Genomic DNA, 25233 nt, shown 5'->3' on the forward strand with positions numbered 1-25233 from the left:
GCCCTGAAATGTTCCGGATGGTACTCTAAACCTTAAAGCTGCTTGAAGGTAAACCCGCCCGAGCAGGATTCTTGGAATCTCCAAACAAACAGGAGCCAGGTCAGGATGGGAGAAGCGCCGTGAACGCAACGCCGCGCTACTACGACATCAAGGACGCAGCGCGCTGTCTGGGCGTTGCCCCTTCCACGCTGCGCTACTGGGAAAGCCAGGGGCTTGTCCGCGCAAGCCGCGACGAGCGCAACGACTACCGGCGATACGCGCTGCACGACGTGCTCGAAGCAGGCGAGATCGCCTTTTACCGCCAGCTGGGCGTGCCGGTGCGCGACCTGGCAAGCTATCGGGCCATGTCCATCAGCGCGCTTGACGATGCGCTCGGACGCACCGAAGACAGCATCGAGCGGCGCATCGCGGAACTTGAGACCATGCGGACGCGCCTCGCCCGTCAACGCTCGCTCAACGCCGTGGCCGAAGAGTTGAGGGTTTCCGGCATGCGCCCGGCAGCACCCGCCATCGAACGTCTGACCAGCATCGACTACAACACGTCCGTACCGTGGAACGCGCTCATAGACGAGCCGTGGTGCTACGCCGTGCTGATACGAGCCGAAGACCCCTCCGTCGTGCACGAAGCCGTGGCCGACGAAGCAGGGGGCGCTTCCCCGCTTTGGGTGCGCACGCCTTCCGACAACGAACGCACCTGTCGGGAATGCCTGCTCAAAACCACGCCGGAGCTTGACGGCAACAACGCAGCCGAGCTGTTCGACGCCGCGACCCGCTCCGGCCTGCGTCCTCGCGCTTTGGTGGGCACGTACCTGGTGACCGCAACCGAACCCGAAGACGGATCCCGTTGGGATTACTACCGGTCTTGGATCGTGACGTAGCCCGACAAGCGGGCAGGCGGCAAAGCCAACCGACGGCGAACCGTCGAGTCGAATTCGCCGTAGCCCGATGCGCCGTCAAGCCGCTATCGGTGCAGCTCCCCATTCCAAGACCGTAAAAGCCTCGCTGGCGTTTCGGAAGGTGGAAGGGGACGTCTGCGCACGGCAGCGTCAGATGCCCTGGTTTTTGCACGATTCTTTCCCCAATGTTGCGTCCGAGAGGCGTACGAAGAGGCGGACATCGACGCGACCGCGCGTTTTGCCTGGTCGCGATCATTCGCCGCCGGCGGACGGGCCTCAACATGCACTCGCGCGCAACATTGGGGAAAGAATCGTGCACGGAGGAACGACCCCGTCGCGCCGCGCAAAAAGGGAGCCGCATGCTGCGGCTCCCTTTGCGATAGCACATTAGGATGCTGGTTTAGCCCAGCATCGCCAGGATGTTCTGCTTCGGCTGCACGCCCACAGCCTGCTGCTTGACCTGGCCATTTTCGAATACGACAAGCGTCGGGACGCTCATCACGCCGTAGCGCTGGGCCACATCCGGGCTCTGGTCGATGTCCACCTTGTAAACGGCCGCCTTGCCGGCCACTTCGCTGGACACCTCGTCAAGCGTGGGGGCGAGCATCTTGCACGGTCCGCACCACGTGGCGAAAAAGTCCACGAGCACCGGTCCCTGCGCGTCGAGCACCTTGGACTGGAAATCAGCAGAAGAGATAACCTCGCTCATAACAACCTCCTTTACTTGGCGACGCCTCCTTCGGGGAAGCCACGCCGCTCGAACCGAGCTTGCGCATCGGCTCTTCGTTCATTTGCGTGTATTCTAACCGGAAGCCGCACATGCTGCATCAAATGTTACCAAATAGGGGATAAATCTAGAGAAACCCGACATATCGGGCCGCAGCAACCTTGAAACGAACCCGCTATAATAATGCGGATCAGAGAAAGGACCCGCATGAGCATCCAATCCTCCGCACGCGAACCCTTCGTTCAGCACGCCGCCCGAGCCAAGTCCAAAGAGCCCGGGGCCAACCCGGACACCGCACCTTCGTCCCTGCACCCTCCCGCTTGGGACGGGCATGCGGCATCGCCGGTCAATCTCGTGCTGGAAGGCGGCGCGATGCGCGGGCAGTTCACCGCCGGCGTCCTGGACTTCTTCATGGACCAAAAGCTGTTCTGCGAGCGCGTGATCGGCGTGTCGGCGGGAGCGCTGTGCGGATACAACTACGTGGCCGGCCAAAACGGGCGAGCATGCTACCTCAACATGAAGTACTGCGATGATTGGCGCTACCTGTCCATGAAAAGCTTCGTGCGCACCGGCAACGCCTGCGGCCGCGCGTTCACGTTCGACGAGATTCCCAACGTGCTCGAACCGTTCAACTACCCCGCCTTCGACCAATCGCCCATGCAGTTGGTGGCGGTTTCCAGCAACTTGAGGACGGGCGAAGCGGACTACCACGAGTTCACCGACTCGGCAGCCGACCTTCCCTACCTTATCGCGTCATCGTCCATGCCCTTGGTCAGCCAGATCGTCGACATCGACGGCAAGCTGCTGCTCGACGGCGGAACCTGCGACAGCGTGCCCATCGTGTACTCCATGCTCACGGGCGCGAAAAAGCACATCGTGGTCCTGACGCAAGCCGCGGACTTCGTAAAAACGCCGAACAAGCTCATGGCCATCCTTCGCCAGCGCTACGCGCTGTACCCGTACTTCCTCGAACGCCTGCAGCATCGCCATTACGACTACAATCGCATGTACCGCGCGCTCCCCCGCTTGCAAGACGAGGGAAAGCTGTTTCTCATACAGCCGCCCGAGCCGGTGACCATAGGAAACATGGAAAAGGATCCGGAAAAGCTGCTGGCCCTGTACGAACAAGGTTACGGCGAGGCGGCCAAGCGCTGGCCCGCGCTTCAAGCGTACCTGGAACGGTAGCGCGCACCGCTAGTCTTCGCAGCCATCGCGATCGTCGGGGTTTTCCAGACGCTCGCCAGCGTCGTGGTTGCGGGCGTCCTGCGCCCGAAACTCAGACACGAACCCGGCCGAGAATATGCCCGCCGGAATGGCCACCACGCCGATGGACAGCACCATGGTGACGAACCCGACGAAGCGTCCCAGCGCCGTAACGGGCACCAGGTCTCCGTACCCGGTCGACGTAATGGTGGTCATGGCCCAGTACATGCCCGTGAGCACGCTGTCAAACTTATCGGGCTGCACCGGGTTCTCCACTTGGTACATGAGCACGCTTGCCGTAACGGTGAGCAGGCCCAGCACCATGAACGACGCGATGATCTCGGATCGGCGCTTGTGAAAGACGCGCGCGATGGAGCGTAGACCCCGCATGTAGCGGGACAGCTTGATGAGGCGGATCAGGCGCACGATGCGCGCGGCGTTAAGCGCCGAAGGCGATACCGGAACAAGAAACACCAGCAAACCGGGCAGAAACGCCAGCAAATCGATAACGCCCATGGGCGAGAACGCGTAGCGGGCGCGGGCGCGCAGCGGCGACAGCCCGGCGTGCGCAAGGTCGGCCACCCACAGCCGTGCAAGGTACTCCACGCCGAAGCATACGCTCGATGCCAGTCCGAACGCCAGGAAAACCTGGGAGAGCGCATAGGGAACCCCGGGGTTCGAGTCGACGAACACCAGCAACGCGTTCAGCACGATCAGGACGAAGAGTCCCACGCCCACGACGCGCGCGAGTCCGTGCGCGCCCGACAAATCTTCGAGCGCCAGGTAAACCTGCTGCTTGAAGCGCGACGTGCGATCGAACCGCGCTTTCCCTTCTCCCGCCATCGCCATCCGCCCCGTTTCGTCCGAGAGGAACGCTACGCCTGCTCGAGCGTGACGGCAGTGCCCGAAGCGGTTACCATCAGCATGTTGCCCTGGCCGAGCACCTCGTAGTCGATGTCGACGCCGACCACCGCATGGGCGCCCATTACCGCGGCGCGCTGCTCAAGCTCTTGAAGCGCTTCGGTGCGCGCCTGAGTAAGCTCCTGCTCGTAGCCTTCGCTGCGCCCGCCTACGATGTTGCGAATCCCCGCGCCGAAGTCGCGCAGGAAGTTGACGCCCGTGATGACCTCTCCGAAAACGACGCCGTAATAACCAGAGATGCGGTACCCATCGACAGAGGGCGTGGTGGTAACGATCATGAAACGCTCCTTCTCGTAACTGCAGTACGTGTACCTTCGAAGCATACCATGTCTGCCGATGTCTCATTGCGATACAATGGCACTTCATCAGGACTGACGAGAACAACGTGGAAGGGTCCTCATGCCGACCGATCTCATATCCTTGTCCATCATCGCGCTCGTCGCGGCGGCATGCCCCATCGCCGCCAAGCTCATCCCCAACAAACTGATCCCCGAAACGGTGTTCCTGCTTATAGCGGGCGCGCTGCTGGGCCCCTACATGGCAGGAGCAATCCAGCCGACCGACTCCGTGGACCTGCTGGCCGACCTGGGACTTGCGTTTCTGTTTTTGCTTGCCGGCTACGAGATCAACCCCAAGAGCCTGACGGGCTCGCAAGGCAAGCGAGGGCTGGTCACCTGGTTCGTATCGTTCGGCGTCGCGTTTTTGGTCATGCGATTCATCCCCGGATTCTCCGGCAATCGCTTCGAAGTCATCGCCATGGCCATCGCCCTGACCACGACGGCGCTCGGCACGCTCATGCCCATCCTAAAAGAGCGCGAGCTGACGGGCACGCGCGTAGGCGAGTCCATCCTGACGTACGGCACCTGGGGAGAGTTGTGCCCCGTGCTGGCGATGGCGCTTCTTCTCTCGTCGCGCGCCGAATGGAAAACCGTGCTGATCCTTGCCGGCTTCGTCGCGCTGTGCGTAGCGGTGGCCGTGGTTCCCGCGAAGGCGAAGAAAACCGGGCATCGGCTGTTTCGGTTCCTGACCGCCAACGCCGACACCACCTCGCAAACCATGATGCGCGTGACCGTGCTGCTGTTGGTCGGCCTCATCACGCTTTCGGCGGTGTTTCACCTGGATATCGTGCTGGGAGCGTTCGCGGCAGGATTCGTGCTTCGCTACGTCATTCCCGAGGGTGACCACAGCCTGGAAACGAAGCTCGACGGCGTTGCCTACGGATTCCTCATTCCCGTGTTCTTCGTGGTCTCCGGCGCCAAGATCGACCTGATGGCCGTATTCGCGCAGCCGATGCTCCTGATCGGGTTCATCGCCATGCTGCTGCTAATCCGCGCGGTTCCCATATTCGTTGCGCTATCCACCGGCAAAGACACGCGCGACGTGTCCTCGCACAACCGCCTGACCGTGGCGCTGTACTGCACCACGGCGCTGCCTATCATCGTCGCGGTCACGTCGGTGGCCGTAAGCGCGCAGGCCATGACGCAGGAGACGGCCAGCGTGCTGGTGGCCGCAGGGGCCGTGACGGTGTTCCTCATGCCGCTGCTCGCCTCCGTCACGTACCGCGTAGCCGACGCGCGACCCCTGGAAGCCGTCAAGGAAATTCGCGAGAACCCACGCGACATCGGCAGCATCCTGCGCGAGCACGTGGAGCTGGAGCGCCTGCTGGCACGCCAAGAAGCAGCCGCGCGCCTTGCCTCGAAGCAGCGCCGCCTTGAGGGACAGGACGCCCGCTGGGAGGACCTTGCCTTCCGCCTGCAGCGCTCTTCGGCCAGAAAGCGCCTGCTCGACGAAGCGCTCGACCTTGCCGCCCAGGAGATCGCCGCGAAGCGCGCGGCAGCAAGCAGCGAGGAGCTCCCCGCGCCCGCGGCGGCCGAGAAGCCCGCGCCCTCCCCTGCCGCAACGCGCGAGGGCGAAAACCTTACAGCCGAGGACTATCGCGCTCGTCGCCGCGAAGAGCGTCGCAGGCGCCTGGCGCAACGCGCCGTGCGCGAGTACCATCGCCGGCTTGACGAGATCGGGCGCGCGGCCGAGCGCATGGGCGCCACGCCGGAAGAAGCCCTCCGCATCATCGAGGATCTGGAACGTCGCGAAGACGAGGACGCGAGCCAGCCCGCAAGCCGCGAGCGCTAGCAGGCCGACCCGCCGATCAGCTAGTCGGCATCTTCGTCCGGGAAGAACACCGCAAGCTTGCTGGACTTCGCATGCCGCGTTGCCAGGGAGCCCGCGATCATGCATGCCCCCGCAACCGCGATGCCGATGACGATCTGGTGCAGGTCGGCAACCTTGAAGCCCAAGGCCATCGAGGCGCAGTACGCCAGCGTCCCGCCTGCCATGGACAGAAGCGCCCCCGTCTTATTGGCGCGCTTCCAGAACAGGCCGCAGACGAGCACCCAGAAAAACGCCGTTTCCAGACCGCCGAACGCGAACATGTTGATCTTCCAGATCAGATCGGGCGGCGTGACGGCCAAGACGAAAGCGAGCACGCCGACGCCCAACGTCACCGCCTGGCTCGAAACCGCCACGCGCCTGTCGGCGGGGCGCTTTCCCGTTTTCTCGCAATGCCGCAGGTACACGTCTTTCACGATGGCCGAGGAGGATGAGATCAAAAGCGACGAAACCGTCGAAATCGATGCGGCGATGGGTCCGATGATGGCCACGCCGGCCAAAACGGGCGGCAACGTGCCCACGATGGACAACGGAATGATGTTGTCCACGCTCCCGCCGTACGCGGCAAGATCGTCCGTGAGGACGCCGGCCGCCAGCACGCCCAGCGACGTGACCCCGATCATCATGGCGCCGATGATGACGGTTCCCATGATCATGGCTCGATGCAACGACTTCGTATCCTTGTAGCCCATGGTGCGAACCACCGACTGCGGCAGCACGAACGTGAACACGCCCACGAGCAGCCACTGGGTCAGGTACAGCCCCGCAGGCATGTTGCCGCCCGAAAACGGCTCCAACATGGCCGGATGGTTTGCGGCGATGGAGGCCATGATGGCTTCGTAGCCGCCGCCTGCCTCGAGGATTCCCGCCGCCAGCACGCCCATGCCCACCAGCATGGCGATGCCGCACAGCGCATCGGTCACGGCTACGCCTCGAAACCCGCCGATCGTGGTGAACAGGATGACCGCCGCGCCGAACAGGAACAGGCCCGTCATGTACGAATAGCCCGTCACCGCCTCGAACAGCTTGGCCCCTCCCACGAACTGCGCGACCATCGTAGCGACGAAGAACACCACGATGATGAGCGCCGACAGGTTGGCGAGCAGGTCGGACCCGTACCGCGCGCGGATCACGTCGACTACGGTGACGGCGTCCAGCTTGCGCGAGACGAGCGCCATCTTCTTGCCCATGATCCCGTACAAAAGCACGAGCGCCGTCACCTGCACCACGGCCATGTACACCCAGCCGAAGCCGATCGACCACGCCTGACCGGGACCGCCCACGAACGAGCTTACGGACCCGTAGGTGGCGATAGTGGTCATCGCCAGCACGAATCCGCCCAGGCCGCGGTTGCCGATGAAGTACTCCTTAACGAAGCCGCCGCCGGTCGATGCGGCTTGCGCGCGTCGGCGCACGAGCAGGCTCGCGCCCAGCGCGAACAGCAGAAACAGCACCAACGGTGCGAGCGCGATCAAGCTATCCACGATCGGACGCCCCTTCCCCTTCGTCGTCCAGGTCGAAATCGACGAACACGCGCTTGCCCAGCACCACGGCTGCGACGATAGCCGCCGCCCACGTTCCCAAGGTTCCTCCGATTATCCAAATCGGCGTATGAAACACTTCGACGTCGCTTCCGGACAACCCGAATCCGCAGATCAGCCATACCGCCACGATGAACGCGAGCGCCACCAGCGTAGCTTTCGCCTCGCGGTTTGCCTGTTTCATCTTGTCGCGATACGTCACGATCGGTTCTTTTCCCAAGGAGTTCTCCCCTCTAAAAACACGCAGAGGTGCGCGCGAGACAAAGGGACGTCCCGCGCGCACCTCCTTACTTCCGCTTACGCGAACAACGCGGCTCTACAGCGCAGCTTCGCGAATCTTCTCGACCAGCTGCTCGACCGGCCAGGAGCCCAGGTCGCCCTCGTGACGGTCGCGGACCGACACGGTGCCCTCCTCGATCTCCTTGTCGCCCATGACCACCATGTACGGGATCTTCTGGCTCTGCGCCTTGGCGATCTTCACGCGCATGGGCTCGTTCTGGTCGTACACCTCCACGCGACCGCCTGCCGCCTTGAGCTTTTTGGCCAGGTCGGCAGCCGCGTCCTTATGACGGTCGGCGATGGGCAGCACGACCACCTGCACGGGAGCCAGCCACAACGGCAGCGCGCCGGCGTAGTGCTCGATCAGGATGCCCAGGAAGCGCTCGATGGAGCCGAAGATAGCGCGGTGGAGCATCCAGGGACGCTCTTCGGTGTTGTCCTCGGTGCGATAGGTCAGGCCGAAACGCTCCGGCATGTTGAAGTCGACCTGCACGGTGGAGCACTGCCAAGTACGGCCGATGGCGTCTTTCACCTTGATGTCGATCTTGGGACCGTAGAACGCACCGTCGCCCTCGTTGATGTCGTACGCCAAGCCGTGGCGCGCGCATGCTTCCTTGAGCGCGTTGGTGGCGTGCTCCCACATGTCGTCGGTGCCGATGCTCTTTTCGGGGCGCGTGGAAATCTCGGCCTCGTAGGCGAACCCGAACGTGGACATGATGTGGTCCACGATGTCGAGGATGGCCACCACCTCGTCCACCACCTGGTCGCGCGTGCAGAACACGTGCGCGTCGTCCTGGGTGAAGCCGCGGGCGCGCAGAAGGCCGTGCACCACGCCGCTCATCTCGTGGCGGTACACAGTGCCGAATTCGAAGTAGCGCAGAGGCAGGTCACGGTAGGAATGAAGCTCGTTTTTGTACAGCATGACGTGGCCCGGGCAGTTCATGGGCTTCACGGCGTACTCGGTCAAACGCGGGTCTTCCTCGGTTCCCTCGTTGATGTTGAAAAAGTACATGTTCTCTTTGTAGAAGCCGTAATGGCCGCTGGTCTTCCACACGTCGGCGTTGTACACGTGCGGGGTGATGACCTCTTCGTAGCCGCGGTCGTACAGATCGCGGCGCAGCCATTCCTGCATGGTGCGGATGACGCGCGCGCCCTTGGGCAGGTACATGGGCAGGCCCACGCCCGCCAAGGGATCCATGGTGTAGATGCCCAGCTCGCGGCCCAGCTTACGATGGTCGCGCTTCTCGGCCTCCTCCAGGTTGTGCAGGTGCTCTTCAAGCTCGGCCTTCTTGAAGAACGCGGTGCCGTAGATGCGCGTGAGCATTTCGCGCTCGGCGTCGCCGCGCCAGTAGGCGCCGGCCAGCTTGGTCAGCTTGAACGCGCCCACCTTGCCGGTGGAGGGCAGGTGCGGGCCGCGGCACAGGTCGGTGAAGCTTCCGATGGTGTAGGTGGTGATGGTCTCGTCCTCGGGCAGCTCGGCGATGAGCTCCAGCTTGAACGCCTGGCCGGCGAACAGCTCCTCAGCTTCGGCGCGCGTAACTTCGCGGCGCTCGAAGGGTTCGTCGGCCTTCACGATTTCGGCCATGCGCGCCTCGATCGCGGCGAAGTCGTCGGGCGACAGCGCGCGGTCGAGCTTGATGTCGTAGTAGAAGCCGTCCTCGATAGCCGGCCCTACGCCGAATTGCACGTCGCCGTACAGGTCGACGAGCGCAGCAGCCATGACGTGCGCGGTCGAATGGCGCAGAAGCTCCAGGGCCTCGGGGCTCTTGGCGGTCACGATGGACACCTGCGCGCCGTCGGTCACGGGGGCGCTCAGATCGACGGCCTTGCCGTCGACGACGCCGCCGAGCGCGGCTTTTGCCAGGCCGGCGCCGATGGACGCGGCCACGTCGGCAACGGTAGCGCCTTCGGCCAACTCTTTAACGGAGCCGTCGGGTAGTACGATGTTCATAGCAGTTCCTTTCCTGTGCCGGGTGCGCACAAAGCACCTGCACGATCGGTTCCCGGCGGGCGCGCCTTTCGCACCCTGCCGTTGGGACGAAACAACGAAGCCGCCCCTGGTTCGAGGCGGCTTCGATGAACGCGAAGAATATTATTGCATGCCCTGCTCGGGATGAGCGGGACGTGCCTGCCTCGACTGTTGGGGCGCCGCCTGCTGCGGCTGCTGCGTTCGCGCGGGGCGCTGCTGCGGAGCGCGACGAGCGCGAGGGCCGCCGGACACCGGCGTGGCGCAGTAGGGACACACGGTCCAGGTGGGATCGAGGGCGTGGTTGCAGGTGCCGCACAGGTTCTTCAGACGCTGGTGGCAGTTCGGGCACAGCACGAAGTCGGCCTCTACCGGATAGCCGCAGTTCGCGCATTCGCCGTACTTCATGAGCTCGCGCTGCTTGAGAGCGATTTCGAGCTCTTGCTCGTCGCGATCGATTTGCAGCAGCGGCGGGCGGAGCAGGCAGTACGCGATAACGCCCAAAAGAGGAATGAGCGCCACGATAGCCCACACGTACCAGTACGATCCGCGCAGGTACGCGTCGCGAACTACCCAGACGATAGAGAGTACGTACAGGATGACGAGCAGCACCACGACCACGGTGAAAGCGGCCTGCAACTCGGGCGTCCACAGCTGGGACAGCAGTTCGTTCATGTCAACCTCGTTTTCTTGTATCAGCTTAACGCCAGCGATCGTGCGCGTGTTCCCCCATGGAAAGCGCACGCTCATCGCACGGTACAAGCACCCGAAACGCCCGATACATGCACACGACCAGTCATTATAGCAAAGATGTCAAAAAGCGAGCAGTTGTGGAGTTAATTTCCGCAAGCCGAGGGGTCGAGGGCTGGGTTGGGAGCTGTGAGCTGGGAGCCGATTCGCGAGGCGACCATCCGGGCGAGCGACGATGACGAGCGCGCGATCGGAACGGCGACGCCCCAGGTGCGGCTCGAGTCCAGCCGAGAGCGCTGGATTCGAGCGAGAAGCGCACTGAATGCGCGCTGGATGCGTGCTAGGCCGGGACGTTATCATAAAGGGACGGATCACCAGGCGGCAAGGCTCCGCGCCCCTTTCCACCCATGCCCCCGACGAAGGGAAAAACGGGAGGAGGTAGACGCCATGACCGATTTGGCTTTGATTACGGCGGCCGTCGAGCTGATCTCCAGCGTTATCGCGCTCGTCGCGGTAATAATAGAGAAGCTCCCAGTCCGCAAGGATAGGGAGCCCTAAACAAAAAGCCAAACCGCCGAAGCGATTCGAGAGCCGTGGGGAGTAACCAGCTCCCTGCGGCTCGCCATGTAGTATACGTGAAAGCTAACCGTAAGTTCAAGCATCGAACAGGCGAATCCACGATGCCCGCACCGCCGTCAATGCCATCAATGCACGGTTCGGGCAACATCGTCCAAAACACGCGAGGCCTCACCGCCAAAAAAGCCGCCCTGCATAAGCAGGGCGGCCCAATTGCACAATATCGAGCTTACACCGAGAACGCTTATCCCAGCTCGGCCAGCTGCGCCTCCACGCGAGCCAGCTTGTCGGTCATCTCGGCATGCTTGGCACGGTCCTTCTCCACGATCTCAGGGGCGGCCTTCGCCAAGAAGCCCGGGTTCGACAGCTTCTTGTCCAGCTTGGCGGCATCGGCAGCAAGCTTGGCGCGCTCCTTCTCCAGACGCTCGCGCTCGGCGCCGAAGTCCACCAGGCCCGACAACACGATGTACACCTCAAGGCCCGGCGCCAGCGTCACGCTCGACTCAGCCGGCTTGCTCGCATCGGCTGCGATTTCCAGCGAAGCGGTGGTGCCCATGCCCTCGATCAAACCGCGCTGAGCCTCCAGCAAAGCCACGTCGGCCTCCCCCGCCTTCACGACCACGGCAAGCTCGGTCTTCGGAGAAATGCCGTAGCGGGCGCGCGTGGAGCGAATGGCCGAAACCGTTTCCGTCACCATCTGGATGGCACGCTCGGCGTCGGCGTCCACGTACTGCGCAAGCGCCTCCGCATCGGGCCAAGCTGCGCCGATAAGGTACGGAGCCTCGCTCCGATCGATCGGCAGCTGCTGGTAAATCTCCTCGGTCACGAACGGCATGATAGGATGCAGCAGGCGCAGCGCCTGGTCAAGCACGAACACCAGGTTGCGCTGGCAGGCCGCGCGATCCTCGGGCGATCCGTTCAGGCGCGCCTTCGAGAACTCGATGTACCAGTCGCAGAACTCGTTCCAGAAAAACGAGTACAGCTCGCGCGTGATCTCGCCGAATTCGAAAGCGCCGTACGCCTTGTCGAGGCGCGCCACCAAACCGGCCAAACGCGAGAATATCCAGCGGTCGACCGGCGTCACGGGATCGGGAGCACCGGGTACGTAATCGTCCAGGTTCATCTGCACGAAGCGGGCGGCGTTGCGGATCTTGTTCGCGAAGTTGCGGCTGCTTTCCAGCTTCGCCTCGTTGAACTTGAGGTCCTGAGCACCCGTCACCTGCATAAGCAGGCCGAAGCGCATGCCGTCCGCACCGTAATCCTCCATCAGGCGCAGCGGATCCACGCCGTTGCCGCGGCTTTTCGACATAGGCTTGCCGTCGGCCGCCATAACGGTCGGATGGATGATGACGTGCTCGAACGGAATCTCGTCGCAGCAGTACATCGAGGCCATCACCATGCGCGCCACCCACAAGCCCATGATGTCGCGCGCCGTGGACAGCACCTGCGTCGGATACGCAGCCTTCATCTCCGGAGCGTCCATGCCCTCTTCGGTCCAGCCCATCGTGGCGAAGGGCCACAGCTGCGAGCTGAACCACGTGTCCAGCACGTCCTCGTCCTGACGCGCGGGCGCGCCGCACACGGGGCATACGTCCACGTCCTCGACCGATGCGCCTTCCCAGCCGCACGTGTCGCAATAGAACATGGGGATGCGGTGGCCCCACCACAGCTGACGCGAAATGCACCAGTCCTTGAGGTTGGCCAGCCAATCCAGGTACACCTGCTTCCAGCGTTCGGGATGGAACTGGATGGAACCGTCCTCCACCACGCGCGCCGCGTCCTTCTTGAGGCCGTCGACGGCCACGAACCACTGCTCGGACTCCCACGGCTCCAGCTTCGTGTGGCAGCGGTAGCAGGTCATGACGGAATGGTCGTGGTCCTCCACCTTCTCAAGCAGGCCCAGATCCTCGAACGCGGCCACGATAGCCTCGCGAGCCTCGTCGCGATCCATGCCGCTGAACTGGCCGTAGCCTTCAACCACGTGAGCCGTCTCGTCGAAGATGTTGATGCGCTCAAGACCGTTGCGCTCGCCCATGGCCCAGTCGTTCGGATCGTGCGAAGGCGTGGTCTTCACGCAGCCCGTGCCGAACTCCATGTCCACGTGCCAGTCGGCGAAGATGGGAATCTCGCGACCCACAAGCGGCAGCGTCACCGTCTTGCCCACCAGATGGGCGAAGCGCTCGTCCTTCGGATTCACCGCAACGCCCGTGTCGCCCAGCATGGTCTCAGGGCGGGACGTGGCCACCACCAGGTACTCCAGATCGCCTTCCGGCTGCGTCAAGGGATAGCGCAGGTACCACAGATGACCTGCTTCGTCCACGTACTCGGCCTCGTCGTCGGCAATGGCCGTGGTGCAGTGCGGGCACCAGTTCACGATGCGCTTGCCCTTGTAGATCAAGTCGTCGTTGTACCAATCCACGAACAGCTTGCGCACGGCCTTCACGTAGCCCGGCTCCAGCGTGAAGTGCTCGTCGTCGTAATCGCACGAGCAGCCCATGCCCTTGACCTGGTTCACAATGGTGGTACCGTACTCTTTGTACCAGTCGTAGCACGCTTCGATGAACGCCTCGCGCCCGATTTCCAAACGGCTGATGCCCTGGTCGGCAAGCTTCTTGTCCACCTTGGTTTGCGTGGAGATGCCCGCATGGTCGGTTCCCAGGATCCAACGCGTGGGCCGTCCCTGCATGCGCGCGCGACGAATGCAGGTGTCCTGGATGGTATCGTTCAGTGCATGGCCCATGTGCAGCACGCCCGTGATGTTCGGCGGCGGAATCACGATGGTGTACGGCTGGCCCTTCTTGGCGCCGAAGCCTTCGCCGCGCTGAAAGTAGCCGGCATCTTTCCACGCCTCGAACAGCGGACGCTCGTGCGCGGCGAAATCGTAGTCGATCTTCTTTCCGTTATCAGCCATGTCGGCTCCCTCATCCTCGCGTCTCTCAAACCGAAAGCGGGCGCGCCGCCCATTCGCGATCCGCCCGCTCGTACCTACCTATACCGTCCGGCGCTAAGCGCTCTGCAGCTGCTCCGCGTCCTCGACCGCCTCGATCTGGGGCTTCGTCTCCCCTGTAATGTCCGTGGCCTGGATGGTCACGCGGGAAAGCCCGTCCTGCTCGGGAAGATCGTACATCACGTCCTGCAGCACGCGCTCGCAGATCGAACGCAAGCCGCGTGCGCCCGTGCCGTGTTCGACGGCCTCGTGCGCGATAGCGCGCAGGGCCTCGGGCTCGAACGTCAGCTCCGACTCCTCGAACTCGAACATCTTCGTGTACTGCTTCACCAGAGCGTTCTTCGGCTCGGTCAGAATGCGCACCAGATCTTCCTCGGAAAGTTCCGAAAGCGACGTGACCACCGGAATGCGTCCCACGAACTCGGGGATCATGCCGTACTTGTTCAGGTCTTCGGGCAGCACCTGAGCCAAAAGCTCGGCTTCGGCCTTCTTCTTGCTCTCGGGCAGCTCGGCGTTGAAGCCCAGGCCCTTCTTGCCCACGCGCTCGGCGATGATGTCGGCCAGGCCGACGAACGCGCCGCCCAGGATGAACAGGATGTTCGTGGTGTCGATGTGGATGAGCTCCTGCTGAGGATGCTTGCGGCCGCCCTGCGGCGGAACGCTCGCCTCCGTGCCCTCCACGATCTTCAACAGCGCCTGCTGCACGCCCTCGCCCGACACGTCGCGCGTGATGGACAGGTTCTCGGCCTTGCGCGCCACCTTGTCGATCTCGTCGATGTAGATGATGCCGATCTCGGCGCGCGGAATGTCGAAGTCCGCCGAAGTGATGAGCTTGAGCAGGATGTTCTCAACATCCTCGCCCACGTAGCCGGCCTCGGTCAACGTGGTGGCGTCCGCGATGGCGAACGGCACCCGCAGCGTGCGGGCCAGCGTCTGCGCCAACAGCGTCTTGCCCGAGCCGGTGGGGCCCAGAAGCATGATGTTGCTCTTCGCAAGCTCGACATCGCCGTCTTCGGCGTCGGCGCCCAGGCTGATGCGCTTGTAGTGGTTGTACACCGCCACGGACAAGGCGCGCTTCGCCTGCTCCTGCCCCACCACATGCTCCGAAAGCTCGGCATACAGCTGATGCGGGGTCGGCAGGTCGGCCAGCACGTCCTCGGGCGCGGGCTCAGCCGCGACGGGCTCGCCCTGCGCGCCTACGCGGGCATGGCGTCCCGACGCCGCTCGGGACGCCGGCTCCGATCCCTCGGCCTCGAAGCCGGGGACCGTCAAGCCCAAGTCGCGCATCATGGCGTCGGCGCACACGGAAATGCACTCATCGCAAATGTAAATGCCGTTCGGGCCCGAGATCATCGCAGCCACCTGGTGCGGGCGTTTGCCGCAGAAGGCGCATGCAATGTCTTCGGGACTCCGACCGTCGAATTCGTCGTCGCGTCTGTCGTTCATGTATCCTGTTCGCTTCTCTACTCGTTGGAGCCGGGAACCGCGGCGCGCGACGTGGTTATGCGGTCGACCAGACCGTATGCAACCGCCTCTTCCGCCGTCATGTAGTTGTCGCGCTCCGTGTCCTTCTGGATGGTTTCGAGCGTTTGGCCCGTGTTGTCCGCCAAGATCTTGTTCAGGCGGTTGCGGGTCTTCAGCATGAAGTCCGCAACGATGGCGATCTCGGTCTGCTGGCCCTGCGCGCCGCCGGACGGCTGGTGGATGAGCACCATGGAGTTCGGCAGGCACAGGCGCTTGCCCTTCGCGCCGTTGGACAGCAGCACGGCGCCCATGGAAGCGCACTCGCCCAGGCAGATGGTGGACACATCGCACTTGATGAAGTCCATCGTGTCCAGAATGGCCAGGCCAGCCGTCACGGAGCCGCCGGGAGAGTTGATGTACAGGGAGATGTCCTTGTCGGGATCGGCGCTCTCAAGATGCAGCAGCTGCGCAACCACGGAGTTCGCCACGTTGTCGTCGATGGCCTCTCCCAAAAAGATGATGCGCTCGTTGAGCAGGCGAGAGTAGATGTCGTAGCTGCGCTCGCCGCGCGGCGACTGCTCGATGACGTAGGGAATCAGCGCTGATTTAGGGGTGATGATGCTCATTGCGTATGCCTCGCTTATCTCTTACGGCCGCTCGGCGGCCCTGCTTGCAGATAGTGCTGTATGCACGTGCCGTATCGTGGTGCAAGGCTAGGGTACCGTATCGTCACCTCGGCCCGCCCGATGTGCACGCAAAAAGCGCGCAATACGGACGGGCCGAGGCACGTGCGATGTTATTCGGCGTCGTCAGCCTTGACCTCGACGGCCTCTTCCTTCTTTTCGGCGGCCTTCTTCGGCGCAGCCTTCTTCTTGGCGGCAGCCTTCTTGGCCGGCTTCTTGCCCTCGTCCTTCTTGGACAGGTCGAGCTCGGTCACCACGGCGGTGTCCATAAGGTCCTTGACGGCCTTCGTGCGCAGAACGCCCTGGCGCACCATGTGCAGCTGGCCGTTCGCGCGCCACTCGGCCTGCAGGGCCTCGGGGTTCTCCACGCCGCTCTTCACGAACTCGTCGGTAACTTCCTCGTCGGAAACGCTCATGCCGGCATGGCGAGCCCATGCGTCAAGCGCCAGATCCTGCTTGGCCATGTCGGAAGCCTGCTGCTTCACGTCGGCCTTGAACTGGTCGGGCGTAAGGCCCTGCTGCATAAGGTACACGTCGAAGGTCATGCCCTGCGCCTGCATCTGCTGGAAGAAGTCCTGGATCAGGCTTGCTTCGTTCTCTTCGACCATGCCTGCGGGAACCTCGCCCTCGAGGCGCTCGGAGATCGCGTTGAGGCATGCGTTCTCCTTCAGGCGCGGCATGAGGTCGGCCTTCTGCTGCGTCACGGTCTCGGCGATGCGGGTGCGCAGATCCTCCACGCCCTCGAAGCCCAGCGTCTCTTTGACCCACTCGTCGTTCACTTCCGGCATGATCTTCTTCTTGACGACCTTGACCTCGACCTCGAAGTTGATCTTCTCGGTCTTGCCCTGCAGCGCGGACAGCATGATGGGGGCGTCGGCCGGCATGTCGAGCGTGAACGTTGCGGTCTGACCCTTCTTCAGGCCCACCAGCTGCTCGTCGAACTCAGCCGGGAACAGGCCCGCGCCCAGACCGTAGGGGCGGTTCTCCGTGGTGAGGGAGGGAATGTCCTCGCCCTTGTCGTCGGTGGCCTTCATGGCCAGGTCGATGTAGCTGTCTTCCTTCACCTTCGTGGCGGCGGCAGCATCCTCGTACGTGTAGTAGTGCTCGCACAGAGCCTCGACCTGATCGTCGATCTCCTGCTCGGTCACGCCTTCGGCAGGAAGCTCGATGGCAACCGGCTCGTAGCCGGACAGCTCGAACTCGGGCTTGACGGCGATCGTGAAGGAGAACGTGTAGTCCTTGCCGCCCTCCACCAGGTCCGTGTCCTCGAACTCAGGCTTGGCGATGGGGTACAGATCGCAATCGTCGATGGCGAGAGGATAGGAACCGTTGACCACGTCGTCGGTCACCGTCGCGCGGACGGCTTCCTTGCCCAGAGCGTTGTCGATAACCGGACGCGGGGCCTTGCCCTTGCGGAATCCGGGGAAATTGTACTTGTTGGCGAAGTCCTTGTAGGTCTTCTTGATGCGGGCGTCGACATCCTTAGCATCAACGGTAACGGTCACTTTCGTGCGGTTATCCTGCAATGCCTCAACTTTTGTTTCCACGTAACTATCCTCCATCATTCTTATGTCGCCTATGCGGCTTTCGGCGTGCTTGCCCTGGCGCCCTCGACCGGCCGTTCATCGATCGAAACCGCGTACCGAGCACACCGAGACGGAATTATCGCATATATGGAGCCGTTGAGGAAGAGCGCTTGAAACAGGTTCACGAAGAACCTACCTACCGTCCGTTCGCAACGCGTCCGCAAGATTCGCCTGCGAAGCTTGCGGGCAAGCACATGAAGCGGCGCGGCGCACGGCGACGCCGGCCGCGGTTTCGCAGAAAAAGCGCGTTGCGGCCGTCCTCGACCGGCAGCCAAGACCGGCGAAGGTTACGGTTGCGTTTCACGCTATCATTGCCGAACGGGTCACGGTATCATGATCGGGAAACGAATCTTAAACGCAGCAGCGGAGGTCCCATGCCCACCATCGATCTCAACCTTTTGCAAGAACGCGAGCTCGAGCGCCTGATCGACTACGAACGCTCGACGTGCACCGTCAACGGCGACCTCGTGTACCGCTGCGCGTTCCCCTACCGCCCCGACGACGATCTGCAAGTGGAGCTTCTCGAGCGCGGCGCGCTGGCCCGCAAAACCGACGAGCGTCGCGGCGCCGTGGTGTGCATCACCTCCGACGGCTACTCCTATTTCCCCGCCAAGCACCAAGAAGAGGTGGAGAAGCAGCGCGCTCACAAACGGGAATCCCGGCTTATCGGCCTGTCCGCCCTTTTCGCCGCGCTGTGCGTGATCACCGGATTTCTCCTAGGACGATTCCTCGCGTAAAACATCCCCGCAGTCCCTGGTTCCATCGGTGCGCTTTTTTGCTATTATGTTCGGCGTGCGTTCTTGCACGCGCAACGTCGTGCGGGCGTGGCGGAATTGGCAGACGCGCCAGATTTAGGTTCTGGTGGGGAAACTCGTGAAGGTTCAAGTCCTTTCGCCCGCACCACTTGGGGGGAGGCTGCCCTGGGCACCCTCCCCCCAAGTGCATACATAGGACGCGAGCGACTGCGTTGCGCTGAGCCGTTCGCCGGGGAAAGGAATCCGTTCACGATGGAAACGATTAAGAAGATCGGGCGGGCGTGGAACTCCATAAGCCTGATCAAACGTATCTTGGTAGGCCTTGTCATCGGCGCCGCGCTCGGCGTGTTCGCGCCGGGCATCGAGGTGTTCGAGATCTTGGGCACGCTGTTCGTATCCGCCTTGAAAGCCGTTGCCCCCATCCTCGTGTTCTTCTTGGTAATCAGCGCGCTCGCAAACGCGAAAGCGGCCGGATCCATGAAAACGGTCGTGGTGCTGTACGTGGTTGGCACGTTCATCGCCGCGCTCGTGGCCGTGATCGCAAGCTTCCTGTTCCCCGTCGAGCTGACGCTTTCGGCCCCTACGGTCGACCAGAGCTCGCCCACCGGCGTGGGCGAAGTGCTGGGGACCCTTGTCACGAACATCGTGTCCAACCCGGTTGACGCGCTCATCAACGCGAACTACATCGGCATCCTCACCTGGGCCGTGCTGCTGGGCATCGCGCTGCGTGCGGCAACCCAGGGCACCAAAGACGTGTTCACCAGCATATCCGACGCCGTGTCGCAGGTTGTGCGCTGGATCATCTCGCTTGCGCCCTTCGGCATCCTGGGCCTGGTGTACACCTCCGTGAGCGCGAACGGCCTGGAGATCTTCACCGAGTACGGCCAGCTGCTGCTTGTCCTGGTGGGCTGCATGCTGTTCATCGCCTTGGTCACGAACCCCCTCATGGCGTTCTGGGGCATCCGCCAGAACCCCTACCCGCTGGTGTTCCGCTGCCTGAAGGACAGCGGCCTCACGGCGTTCTTCACCCGCAGCTCGGCCGCGAACATCCCGGTCAACATGGAGCTGTGCCGCAAGCTCGGCCTGGACAAGGACAACTACTCGGTGTCCATTCCCCTGGGCGCCACCATCAACATGGCTGGTGCTGCCGTGACCATCTCGGTCATGGCCATGATGGCGGCCCACACCATGGGCATCTCCATCGACCTGCCCACCGCCGTTATCCTGAGCGTGCTGTCCGCCGTTTCCGCATGCGGCGCCTCGGGCGTTGCCGGCGGATCGCTGCTGCTCATCCCGCTGGCATGCTCGCTGTTCGGCATCAGCAACGACATTGCCATGCAGGTCGTGGGCATCGGCTTCATCATCGGCGTGGTGCAGGACTCCTGCGAGACCGCGCTCAACTCCTCCTCCGACGTGCTGTTCACCGCCACCGCCGAGTACCGTCAGTGGCGCAAGCAGGGCAAGGAGATCACCTTCGGCGCCGATGAGTTCAGCGAAAACGAAATGGCCTAGCGCCCGTTTCGACTGCACCGCGCAACCACGAAGGCCCCGCCTCCCCGTTCAATTGGGAGGCGGGGCCTTCTGCTTCCAGCCGGATTCAAGAAGGACGCCCGGGGAAGCCGCCCCGATCTCGCGCGCCTACTCGGCCAGACGCGCGAAGAAGTCCTTGCCGTTCTTCTCGATCTCGATGTCGCCCAGATCGGCGACGTAGGACCGGAACTGCGAATATCCCAAATCCCGCACCTTGAAATCGCGGTACTTGGCGCGGACGCGCTTGGACAGCTCGGACACCGCCACCCCCTCGACGCCGGCGTCGCGGACAAGCTGGCGAACGAACCGATCGGGATTGGACGCGGGGCGCGACGCGGAAGCACTCGCAGCAACCCGATCGGCATCCGCCGTCGCAGCGGGCTGCTGCGACGCGGCGTCCTCGTTTGCGGCCTGCTGCGAAGGCCGCTTCTCGGTCGCGTCGTCGCCGGCCGGTCGCGAGCGCTTGGCACCCCCGCGCCTTCCGCGGCGCACGGGCTTGCGCACGCCCTGCTCGGGCCGGTCCGCAGAAGCATCCGAGGTTTCGGCGTCGGCCGCAGCGGCCGCTTCAGGCGCGCTCTCGGCTGCGGGAGCGCTCTCCGGAGCAGGCATCGCCTCATCCGCGGAAACAGGGGCCTCGTCGCTCGAGGAAGGCTGGTCCGAGGCCTCCTTGGGCTGGGCGCCTTCGGCACCCCTGCGACGGCGCAGGGAGCGTCGAGCGGGCTTGGCGGCAGGTTCGCTCGCGGTTTCGGCTTCCGGCTTGCCCGCGGCTTCGGAGGCCAAGGCGGTTTCGGATTCCTTCTCGCGATCGGCCGGGGCGGGCTTATGCGCGGGCTTGCCCGCCGATCGGGAAGGCTTGCGAGCCGGCTCGCTCGTCCCCTCCTTCTCCGCAGGCTTCGAAGCCTCCTTGGCCTCCGTCAGCTCGATGGCAACCGAGCTGCCGTCTTTGATGATCTGAACGCTGCCGAACTCGCCGAGGAGCTTCGTCAGCTGGTTGGTGCCGTAACTGCGCACGTCGAAGTCGGGGTAGCGCTTGAGCAGACGGCTTCCCACCTCGCCCACACCGGTCGACTTCCCGTTGTTCTGGTTGTCGGTGATGATGTTGACCACGGCCTGCTCGATCTCCTCGATCGAGGGGCCCGTATTCTGCCCGCCTTGAGAATTGCCCTGGTCGCGATGGCCTTTGCCCTTGCCGCCCTTGCCGTTCGAATCCCCCAGCAAAAGCTCGAGCGTGGTGAAGATGTCGCATGCCTTGCGAAAAGCCGTGGGGGTCTTCTTCTCCCCCATGCCGATCACCGTCAGCCCGCTCTCGCGGATGCGGCTGGCCAGGCGCGTGAAGTCGCTGTCGCTCGACACGATGCAGAACCCCTCCACCGAGCGCGTGTACAGGATGTCCATCGCGTCGATGATCATGGCCGAGTCCGTGGCGTTCTTCCCTTGCGTGTACCCGAACTGCTGAATGGGCGTGATCGAGTTTTCCAGAAGCGCGTCCTTCCATTTCGAATGAAGGGTGAGCGTCCAATCGCCGTAGATGCGCTTGTAGGTGACGGTGCCGTATTTGGACAGTTCGTCGGTGATGGGCTTGATATACTTCGCCGATACGTTGTCGGCATCGATGAGCAATGCGAATCGTTTTTCAGACGATGGCTTTATATCCATAAGTACTCCTTGATGGTAAGGAACGGGCTCAATGCCCCTTCCGCAACGCCGTGCAGCAACGGCTCATTCGCGTATGCATGCCGTCTTGGCGTTCGATGTTGCGCTCATAGTACTCTAAAACCGCACATCAGAAGTAAATTACGAATATCCAGATACAATTTGTCCATATTCCTCTTGCATTCATGGAAAGAAATCCGTATACTTCCTCCTTGCGCCTTGGTGGGTGTAGTTCAGTCGGCTAGAACGCCAGATTGTGGCTCTGGAGGTCGTGGGTTCGAGTCCCATCATCCACCCCAGCGCAAGTTTTTGAAAAAAAGGTCTTGCACGGTCGATCGGAATGCTCTAAAATAGCAAACCGCTTCGCAAGAAAGGCGAGACGCAATAAGGACCGTTAGCTTAGTTGGTAGAGCAGGGGACTCTTAATCCCAAGGTCGTAGGTTCGAATCCTACACGGTCCACCATTTGAATGATAAGCCCCGATCAGGGGCTTTTTTCATGCCCTCTTCCCCGCCTTCGCAAAGGACGCAAACCAGCGCCGTGCGCAGAAAGAATTCCGCGCACGGCGCTTCCGCTATTCCCGGATCAAACGACGCGCGCCCAGATACGTCACAACGAAGTACGCGCCGTAGACGACCAAGAACGCACCGGCGCACGTAAGCGCCATCGCGCCGATATCCAAATGCCCGAACACCGCCACCACGTCCGACACCACGACGAGCGCGCACGCCGAATGAGCCACCGCCAGCAGCAGCGGGAACAAGAAGTACACGAGCACCTGCGCGAGCAGCGCCCCGTCGACCATCTTCGAAGAAGCTCCCAGCTTGATGCACAAACCGTAGCGGCGCGCGTTGTCGGAGGCCTCGGAAAGCTGCTGGATGGCCAGAATGGCGGCGCACGCGACAACGAGCACGAATCCCAAGTAGATGGCAAGGAAGGCCACCACGGCGGACAGGCTGACGCTTTGGTCGACAACCTCGGACCGTGTGAGCGACAGCGACAAAGGCCACGTATCGGCGTTGTCCGTCTGCGACACGGCGGCCAGCAAGGCTTTGAGACCCTGCTCGTCCTCGTCGGTTGCGCACTGCATGTTCAGCAGCGTTTGAACGATCACGGCCTGCGCCGGAACCTCATCGTCGTTCACGACGACGGTCCCCGTGTTCATGGGAAACGAAGTGGTCATGAGGGATTCCCCCGAAAACACCGCCGCACGAAGCAGTCGGTCGCCCACGGGAACGTCCGTTCCGCGCTCGACGACGCCCCGGTAGAACTCGGCCGTGATGCTGGAATCGCTCACGAGGGCGCACTCCCCCGGCCCCAGTTGCAGCGGCGCCTTTCCGGCCAGCGTTAGAGCCTCGTTTACCTGAGAAAGCTTGCTCACGTATACAGGAAACGTCCCGTACTGGGCATTGATCGACGCGCCAGCTGTATCCTTGAGCGACAGGCCGCTCGCCCGCTCCACGTCGGCCACGGTGGTCGCATCGGACGGGTCCACGCATTGGTCGACCTGTGCCGTCCCCTGCACAAGAGCATCCAAGTCCCCCGCGCCCAGCTCCTTCGCGCTGTCGCGCAGGCCCGCCGCCATATCGAAGCCCTTCGCTGCCGCGTATTGCGCGTACGGCTCGATCGCCGCATCGGCCACGTAGCCGGTATCGGCGCGATACGAACCGAAGACGCTCACGGCGCTGGCACTGTACGCCGTGCCCTTCGCCAGGCCGTCCTCCACGGCGTTGCGTATGCCCACGCCGCCGCACACGCTGGTGATAGCCAAGAACAGCACCAGGCACACGACGGAAAGCGAAGCGAACGTCGTGTTGACCTTGGCTCCCAGCTGGCGCAGCGCGAACATGTTGAGCCCCCGCAAGTACAGCGGGCGGATCATCTGCACGAGCTTCAGCAGGAATCCTGCCAACGCGTAGAAGAACAGCACGGTGCCCACGCACACCAGGACCGCGGCCGCCGCGAATTCAGGGGACGGCTCCAGCAGACCGTTTTCGATCAACAGCTTGTACGATATCCCGATAATGACGAGCGACACCGTGAACAGCGCAAGCGACAGCGGCAGGCTGCGCAGCTTCATCTCCTCGTGCACGCTTTCCGCCTTCATAAGGTCGACAAGCCGCGTACGCGACACCGAGCGCGCGTTCAGCAGCGCCGCAAGAACGAAAACAGCCCCGAACACCGCAATAGCCTGAATGAAGGCGTCGACGGAGAACACGAAGGAAAACCCTGCGGAGCCGGCCACATCGGCTTGGAACATAAGCGACGTGAGCTGTAACAAAAGCTGCGAGATCGCCACGCCCAGGGCAAGGCCGGCCGCAAGGGACGCCGCGCCCGCGGCAAACGACTCCAAAAGCACGATCCTCACCACGTCCGACGTGCTCATGCCCAGCGCCAGGTACAAGCCGAATTCCCGTTTGCGACGCTTGATGAGAAACCGGTTCGCGTACACCACCAGAAACACCAGAACGAACGCGACCAGCACCGACGCCCCTGAAATAACCATGCCCAGAAGTTCGAACATCGCATCCCCGGATTCCGAGAACGCCAGCACCCCGCGCTGGGCCGACATCGAGTTGAACGCGTAAAACACGGCCACGCCCAGCAGCACGGTAAGGAAGTACACCCCGAAATCGCGAACCGACTTGCGCACGTTTCCCAGGGCAAGCTTAACCAACATGGGAAGCCTCCTCGTCTGCGGAATCGAAATGCTGCCCATCGCCGCCCATGGAGGCGACGACGTCCACGATGCTGCGGTAAAACGCGGCGCGCGTGGATCCCTTCCGATGCAGCTCGCCGAACAACGATCCGTCCTTGATGAGCACGATGCGCGAGCAGTAGCTTGCCGAAAGGGAGTCGTGCGTAACCATCAGAATGGTCGACCCTGATCGGTTCAAGCGCTCAAGCGACTCCAGAAGCTGCCGAGCCGACTTCGAATCGAGCGACCCCGTAGGCTCGTCGGCCAGAATCAAGCTGGGGTCGCCCACGGTGGCGCGCGCCGCCGCCACGCGCTGCTTCTGGCCGCCGGACAGCTGGTAGGGATACTTGGCAAGCACGTCGTCAACGCCGAGCACGGCAGCCGCCTGCCGCACGCGGGCCTCGATCTGCCGCGCAGGCGCCTTTTGGATCGTCAAAGCCAAAGCGATGTTCTCGAACGCGGTCAGCGTATCCAGCAAGTTGGAATCCTGGAAGATGAAACCCAGGTCGTTGCGGCGAAACCGAGCGAGCTCCCCGCCGTGCAGCGATCCCACGTCGCGCCCGTTCACCACGATGTGACCGCTGGTAGGGGCATCGATGGTGGCCACGCAGTTCAACAGCGTGGACTTGCCCGAACCGCTCGGCCCCATGATGCCCACGAACTCTCCGCGCGACACGGCGAAGCTAACGCGGTCGAGCGCCTGCGTGACATTGGCGTCCGAACGTTTTCCTTTCTGACCGCCGTAACGTTTGCTCGCGTTGCGGACCTCGACCACAAGAGGCGTCGGTTGAAATGCAGCGTGTTCTGCTGGCATGGCTTTCCACTCCTTCGATTTTCAATGCGTTCATGAGCGAAAACCACGATACCCGCCCCGCCTTACGCCCTCCCTTCCCGCTCCTTGCAGGTTCCTTGCATTGCCTTGCGACTGCCTTACAAGAGCGAAGGAAACCAT

The 25233-nt window shown here is 62.9% G+C and carries 19 protein-coding genes and 3 tRNA genes; 8 read left to right on the forward strand and 14 right to left on the reverse strand.

The genetic code is table 11. The features are described 5' to 3' along the window. Window positions 1-119: 119 nt before the first annotated feature. Window positions 120-878: a MerR family transcriptional regulator gene (locus LQE90_RS10885; protein WP_216529749.1), complete on the forward strand. Its 759-nt coding sequence runs from the start codon at window positions 120-122 to the stop codon at window positions 876-878. Between the two features lie 418 nt (window positions 879-1296). Here LQE90_RS10885 and trxA read toward each other — a convergent pair whose 3' ends face one another. Further along, window positions 1297-1605, reverse strand: a complete 309-nt coding sequence (gene trxA, locus LQE90_RS10890; protein WP_114566974.1) for a thioredoxin — start codon at window positions 1603-1605, stop codon at window positions 1297-1299. Between the two features lie 225 nt (window positions 1606-1830). Here trxA and LQE90_RS10895 point away from each other — a divergent pair, with 225 nt between their 5' ends. Further along, window positions 1831-2808: a patatin-like phospholipase family protein gene (locus LQE90_RS10895; RefSeq protein WP_216529750.1), complete on the forward strand. Its 978-nt coding sequence runs from the start codon at window positions 1831-1833 to the stop codon at window positions 2806-2808. Between the two features lie 9 nt (window positions 2809-2817). Here LQE90_RS10895 and LQE90_RS10900 read toward each other — a convergent pair whose 3' ends face one another. Both LQE90_RS10900 and LQE90_RS10905 read right to left on the reverse strand, forming a co-directional pair. Continuing rightward, complete coding sequence (locus LQE90_RS10900) at window positions 2818-3669, reverse strand: ion transporter (RefSeq protein WP_231088300.1); 852 nt, start codon at window positions 3667-3669, stop codon at window positions 2818-2820. 32 nt (window positions 3670-3701) lie between these two features. After that, a complete protein-coding gene (locus tag LQE90_RS10905) occupies window positions 3702-4025 on the reverse strand; it encodes a heavy metal-binding domain-containing protein (protein WP_114566977.1) in 324 nt (107 codons plus the stop codon). Window positions 4026-4146: 121 nt separating this feature from the next. On the opposite strand from LQE90_RS10905, the gene LQE90_RS10910 reads away from it, so the two are divergent. After that, a complete protein-coding gene (locus LQE90_RS10910) occupies window positions 4147-5877 on the forward strand; it encodes a cation:proton antiporter (protein WP_216529752.1) in 1731 nt (576 codons plus the stop codon). Window positions 5878-5897: 20 nt separating this feature from the next. On the opposite strand, the gene panF is transcribed toward LQE90_RS10910, so the two are convergent. From panF to tig, 8 genes are all read right to left on the reverse strand, one after another. After that, entirely contained in the window at window positions 5898-7397 is a 1500-nt protein-coding gene (gene panF / locus LQE90_RS10915; RefSeq protein ID WP_216529753.1) for a sodium/pantothenate symporter, read from the reverse strand. Then, the gene (locus tag LQE90_RS10920; protein WP_216529754.1) at window positions 7390-7674 is read right to left on the reverse strand and encodes a YhdT family protein; all 285 of its coding nucleotides are present in this window, start codon (window positions 7672-7674) and stop codon (window positions 7390-7392) included. Before LQE90_RS10920 ends, panF begins: the two co-directional genes overlap by 8 nt. 96 nt (window positions 7675-7770) lie before the next feature. Beyond that, a complete protein-coding gene (gene thrS / locus LQE90_RS10925; RefSeq protein WP_216529755.1) occupies window positions 7771-9684 on the reverse strand; it encodes a threonine--tRNA ligase in 1914 nt (637 codons plus the stop codon). 141 nt (window positions 9685-9825) lie between these two features. Further along, window positions 9826-10374: a zinc ribbon domain-containing protein gene (locus tag LQE90_RS10930; RefSeq protein ID WP_114566982.1), complete on the reverse strand. Its 549-nt coding sequence runs from the start codon at window positions 10372-10374 to the stop codon at window positions 9826-9828. An 835-nt stretch (window positions 10375-11209) separates the two neighbouring features. Beyond that, window positions 11210-13876, reverse strand: a complete 2667-nt coding sequence (locus LQE90_RS10935; RefSeq protein ID WP_216529756.1) for a valine--tRNA ligase — start codon at window positions 13874-13876, stop codon at window positions 11210-11212. A gap of 93 nt (window positions 13877-13969) precedes the next feature. Further along, a complete protein-coding gene (gene clpX / locus LQE90_RS10940) occupies window positions 13970-15358 on the reverse strand; it encodes an ATP-dependent Clp protease ATP-binding subunit ClpX (protein ID WP_114567970.1) in 1389 nt (462 codons plus the stop codon). A gap of 17 nt (window positions 15359-15375) precedes the next feature. Beyond that, on the reverse strand, window positions 15376-16002 hold the full coding sequence (locus tag LQE90_RS10945; protein WP_114567971.1) for an ATP-dependent Clp protease proteolytic subunit: 627 nt from the start codon (window positions 16000-16002) through the stop codon (window positions 15376-15378). Between the two features lie 170 nt (window positions 16003-16172). Beyond that, window positions 16173-17606: a trigger factor gene (gene tig / locus LQE90_RS10950; RefSeq protein ID WP_231088301.1), complete on the reverse strand. Its 1434-nt coding sequence runs from the start codon at window positions 17604-17606 to the stop codon at window positions 16173-16175. A gap of 413 nt (window positions 17607-18019) precedes the next feature. Between tig and LQE90_RS10955 the strand changes: the two genes are divergently transcribed. The 3 genes from LQE90_RS10955 to sstT all read left to right on the forward strand — a co-directional run bounded on the left by LQE90_RS10955 (window position 18020) and on the right by sstT (window position 19912). After that, window positions 18020-18382, forward strand: coding sequence for a hypothetical protein (locus tag LQE90_RS10955; RefSeq protein ID WP_114567973.1), 363 nt, complete (start codon window positions 18020-18022; stop codon window positions 18380-18382). Between the two features lie 81 nt (window positions 18383-18463). Next, window positions 18464-18548 (forward strand) — tRNA-Leu (locus LQE90_RS10960). Window positions 18549-18652: 104 nt separating this feature from the next. After that, window positions 18653-19912: a serine/threonine transporter SstT gene (sstT, locus tag LQE90_RS10965; RefSeq protein WP_114567974.1), complete on the forward strand. Its 1260-nt coding sequence runs from the start codon at window positions 18653-18655 to the stop codon at window positions 19910-19912. Window positions 19913-20038: 126 nt separating this feature from the next. Here sstT and LQE90_RS10970 read toward each other — a convergent pair whose 3' ends face one another. Next, a complete protein-coding gene (locus tag LQE90_RS10970; RefSeq protein ID WP_216529758.1) occupies window positions 20039-21586 on the reverse strand; it encodes an NYN domain-containing protein in 1548 nt (515 codons plus the stop codon). Between the two features lie 219 nt (window positions 21587-21805). Between LQE90_RS10970 and LQE90_RS10975 the strand changes: the two genes are divergently transcribed. Both LQE90_RS10975 and LQE90_RS10980 read left to right on the forward strand, forming a co-directional pair. Beyond that, window positions 21806-21882: transfer RNA gene (locus LQE90_RS10975), tRNA-His, on the forward strand. An 89-nt stretch (window positions 21883-21971) separates the two neighbouring features. Beyond that, window positions 21972-22047: transfer RNA gene (locus tag LQE90_RS10980), tRNA-Lys, on the forward strand. 110 nt (window positions 22048-22157) lie between these two features. Here LQE90_RS10980 and LQE90_RS10985 read toward each other — a convergent pair. Both LQE90_RS10985 and LQE90_RS10990 read right to left on the reverse strand, forming a co-directional pair. Then, window positions 22158-24263 (reverse strand): FtsX-like permease family protein, encoded by a 2106-nt coding sequence (locus LQE90_RS10985; RefSeq protein WP_216529759.1) that lies wholly within the window; start codon window positions 24261-24263, stop codon window positions 22158-22160. Then, complete coding sequence (locus LQE90_RS10990) at window positions 24253-25095, reverse strand: ABC transporter ATP-binding protein (protein ID WP_216529760.1); 843 nt, start codon at window positions 25093-25095, stop codon at window positions 24253-24255. The genes LQE90_RS10985 and LQE90_RS10990 overlap by 11 nt, the downstream gene beginning before the upstream one ends. Window positions 25096-25233 lie beyond the last annotated feature (138 nt).

It is taken from the genome of Paraeggerthella hominis (genome assembly GCF_021044775.1).
GTDB lineage: Bacteria > Actinomycetota > Coriobacteriia > Coriobacteriales > Eggerthellaceae > Paraeggerthella > Paraeggerthella hominis.

Excerpts from the sequence above, each read along its gene's own strand:
- LQE90_RS10900 (WP_231088300.1), bottom strand. The coding sequence starts at position 3,669 with ATGGCGGGAGAAGGGAAAGCGCGGTTCGATCGCACGTCGCGCTTCAAG.
- LQE90_RS10970 (WP_216529758.1), bottom strand. The coding sequence starts at position 21,586 with ATGGATATAAAGCCATCGTCTGAAAAACGATTCGCATTGCTCATCGAT.
- LQE90_RS10910 (WP_216529752.1), top strand. The coding sequence starts at position 4,147 with ATGCCGACCGATCTCATATCCTTGTCCATCATCGCGCTCGTCGCGGCG.
- LQE90_RS10985 (WP_216529759.1), bottom strand. The coding sequence starts at position 24,263 with ATGTTGGTTAAGCTTGCCCTGGGAAACGTGCGCAAGTCGGTTCGCGAT.
- LQE90_RS10895 (WP_216529750.1), top strand. The coding sequence starts at position 1,831 with ATGAGCATCCAATCCTCCGCACGCGAACCCTTCGTTCAGCACGCCGCC.
- LQE90_RS10930 (WP_114566982.1), bottom strand. The coding sequence starts at position 10,374 with ATGAACGAACTGCTGTCCCAGCTGTGGACGCCCGAGTTGCAGGCCGCT.
- LQE90_RS10955 (WP_114567973.1), top strand. The coding sequence starts at position 18,020 with ATGCCCACCATCGATCTCAACCTTTTGCAAGAACGCGAGCTCGAGCGC.
- LQE90_RS10935 (WP_216529756.1), bottom strand. The coding sequence starts at position 13,876 with ATGGCTGATAACGGAAAGAAGATCGACTACGATTTCGCCGCGCACGAG.
- LQE90_RS10945 (WP_114567971.1), bottom strand. The coding sequence starts at position 16,002 with ATGAGCATCATCACCCCTAAATCAGCGCTGATTCCCTACGTCATCGAG.
- thrS (WP_216529755.1), bottom strand. The coding sequence starts at position 9,684 with ATGAACATCGTACTACCCGACGGCTCCGTTAAAGAGTTGGCCGAAGGC.
- trxA (WP_114566974.1), bottom strand. The coding sequence starts at position 1,605 with ATGAGCGAGGTTATCTCTTCTGCTGATTTCCAGTCCAAGGTGCTCGAC.
- sstT (WP_114567974.1), top strand. The coding sequence starts at position 18,653 with ATGGAAACGATTAAGAAGATCGGGCGGGCGTGGAACTCCATAAGCCTG.
- clpX (WP_114567970.1), bottom strand. The coding sequence starts at position 15,358 with ATGAACGACAGACGCGACGACGAATTCGACGGTCGGAGTCCCGAAGAC.
- LQE90_RS10990 (WP_216529760.1), bottom strand. The coding sequence starts at position 25,095 with ATGCCAGCAGAACACGCTGCATTTCAACCGACGCCTCTTGTGGTCGAG.
- LQE90_RS10905 (WP_114566977.1), bottom strand. The coding sequence starts at position 4,025 with ATGATCGTTACCACCACGCCCTCTGTCGATGGGTACCGCATCTCTGGT.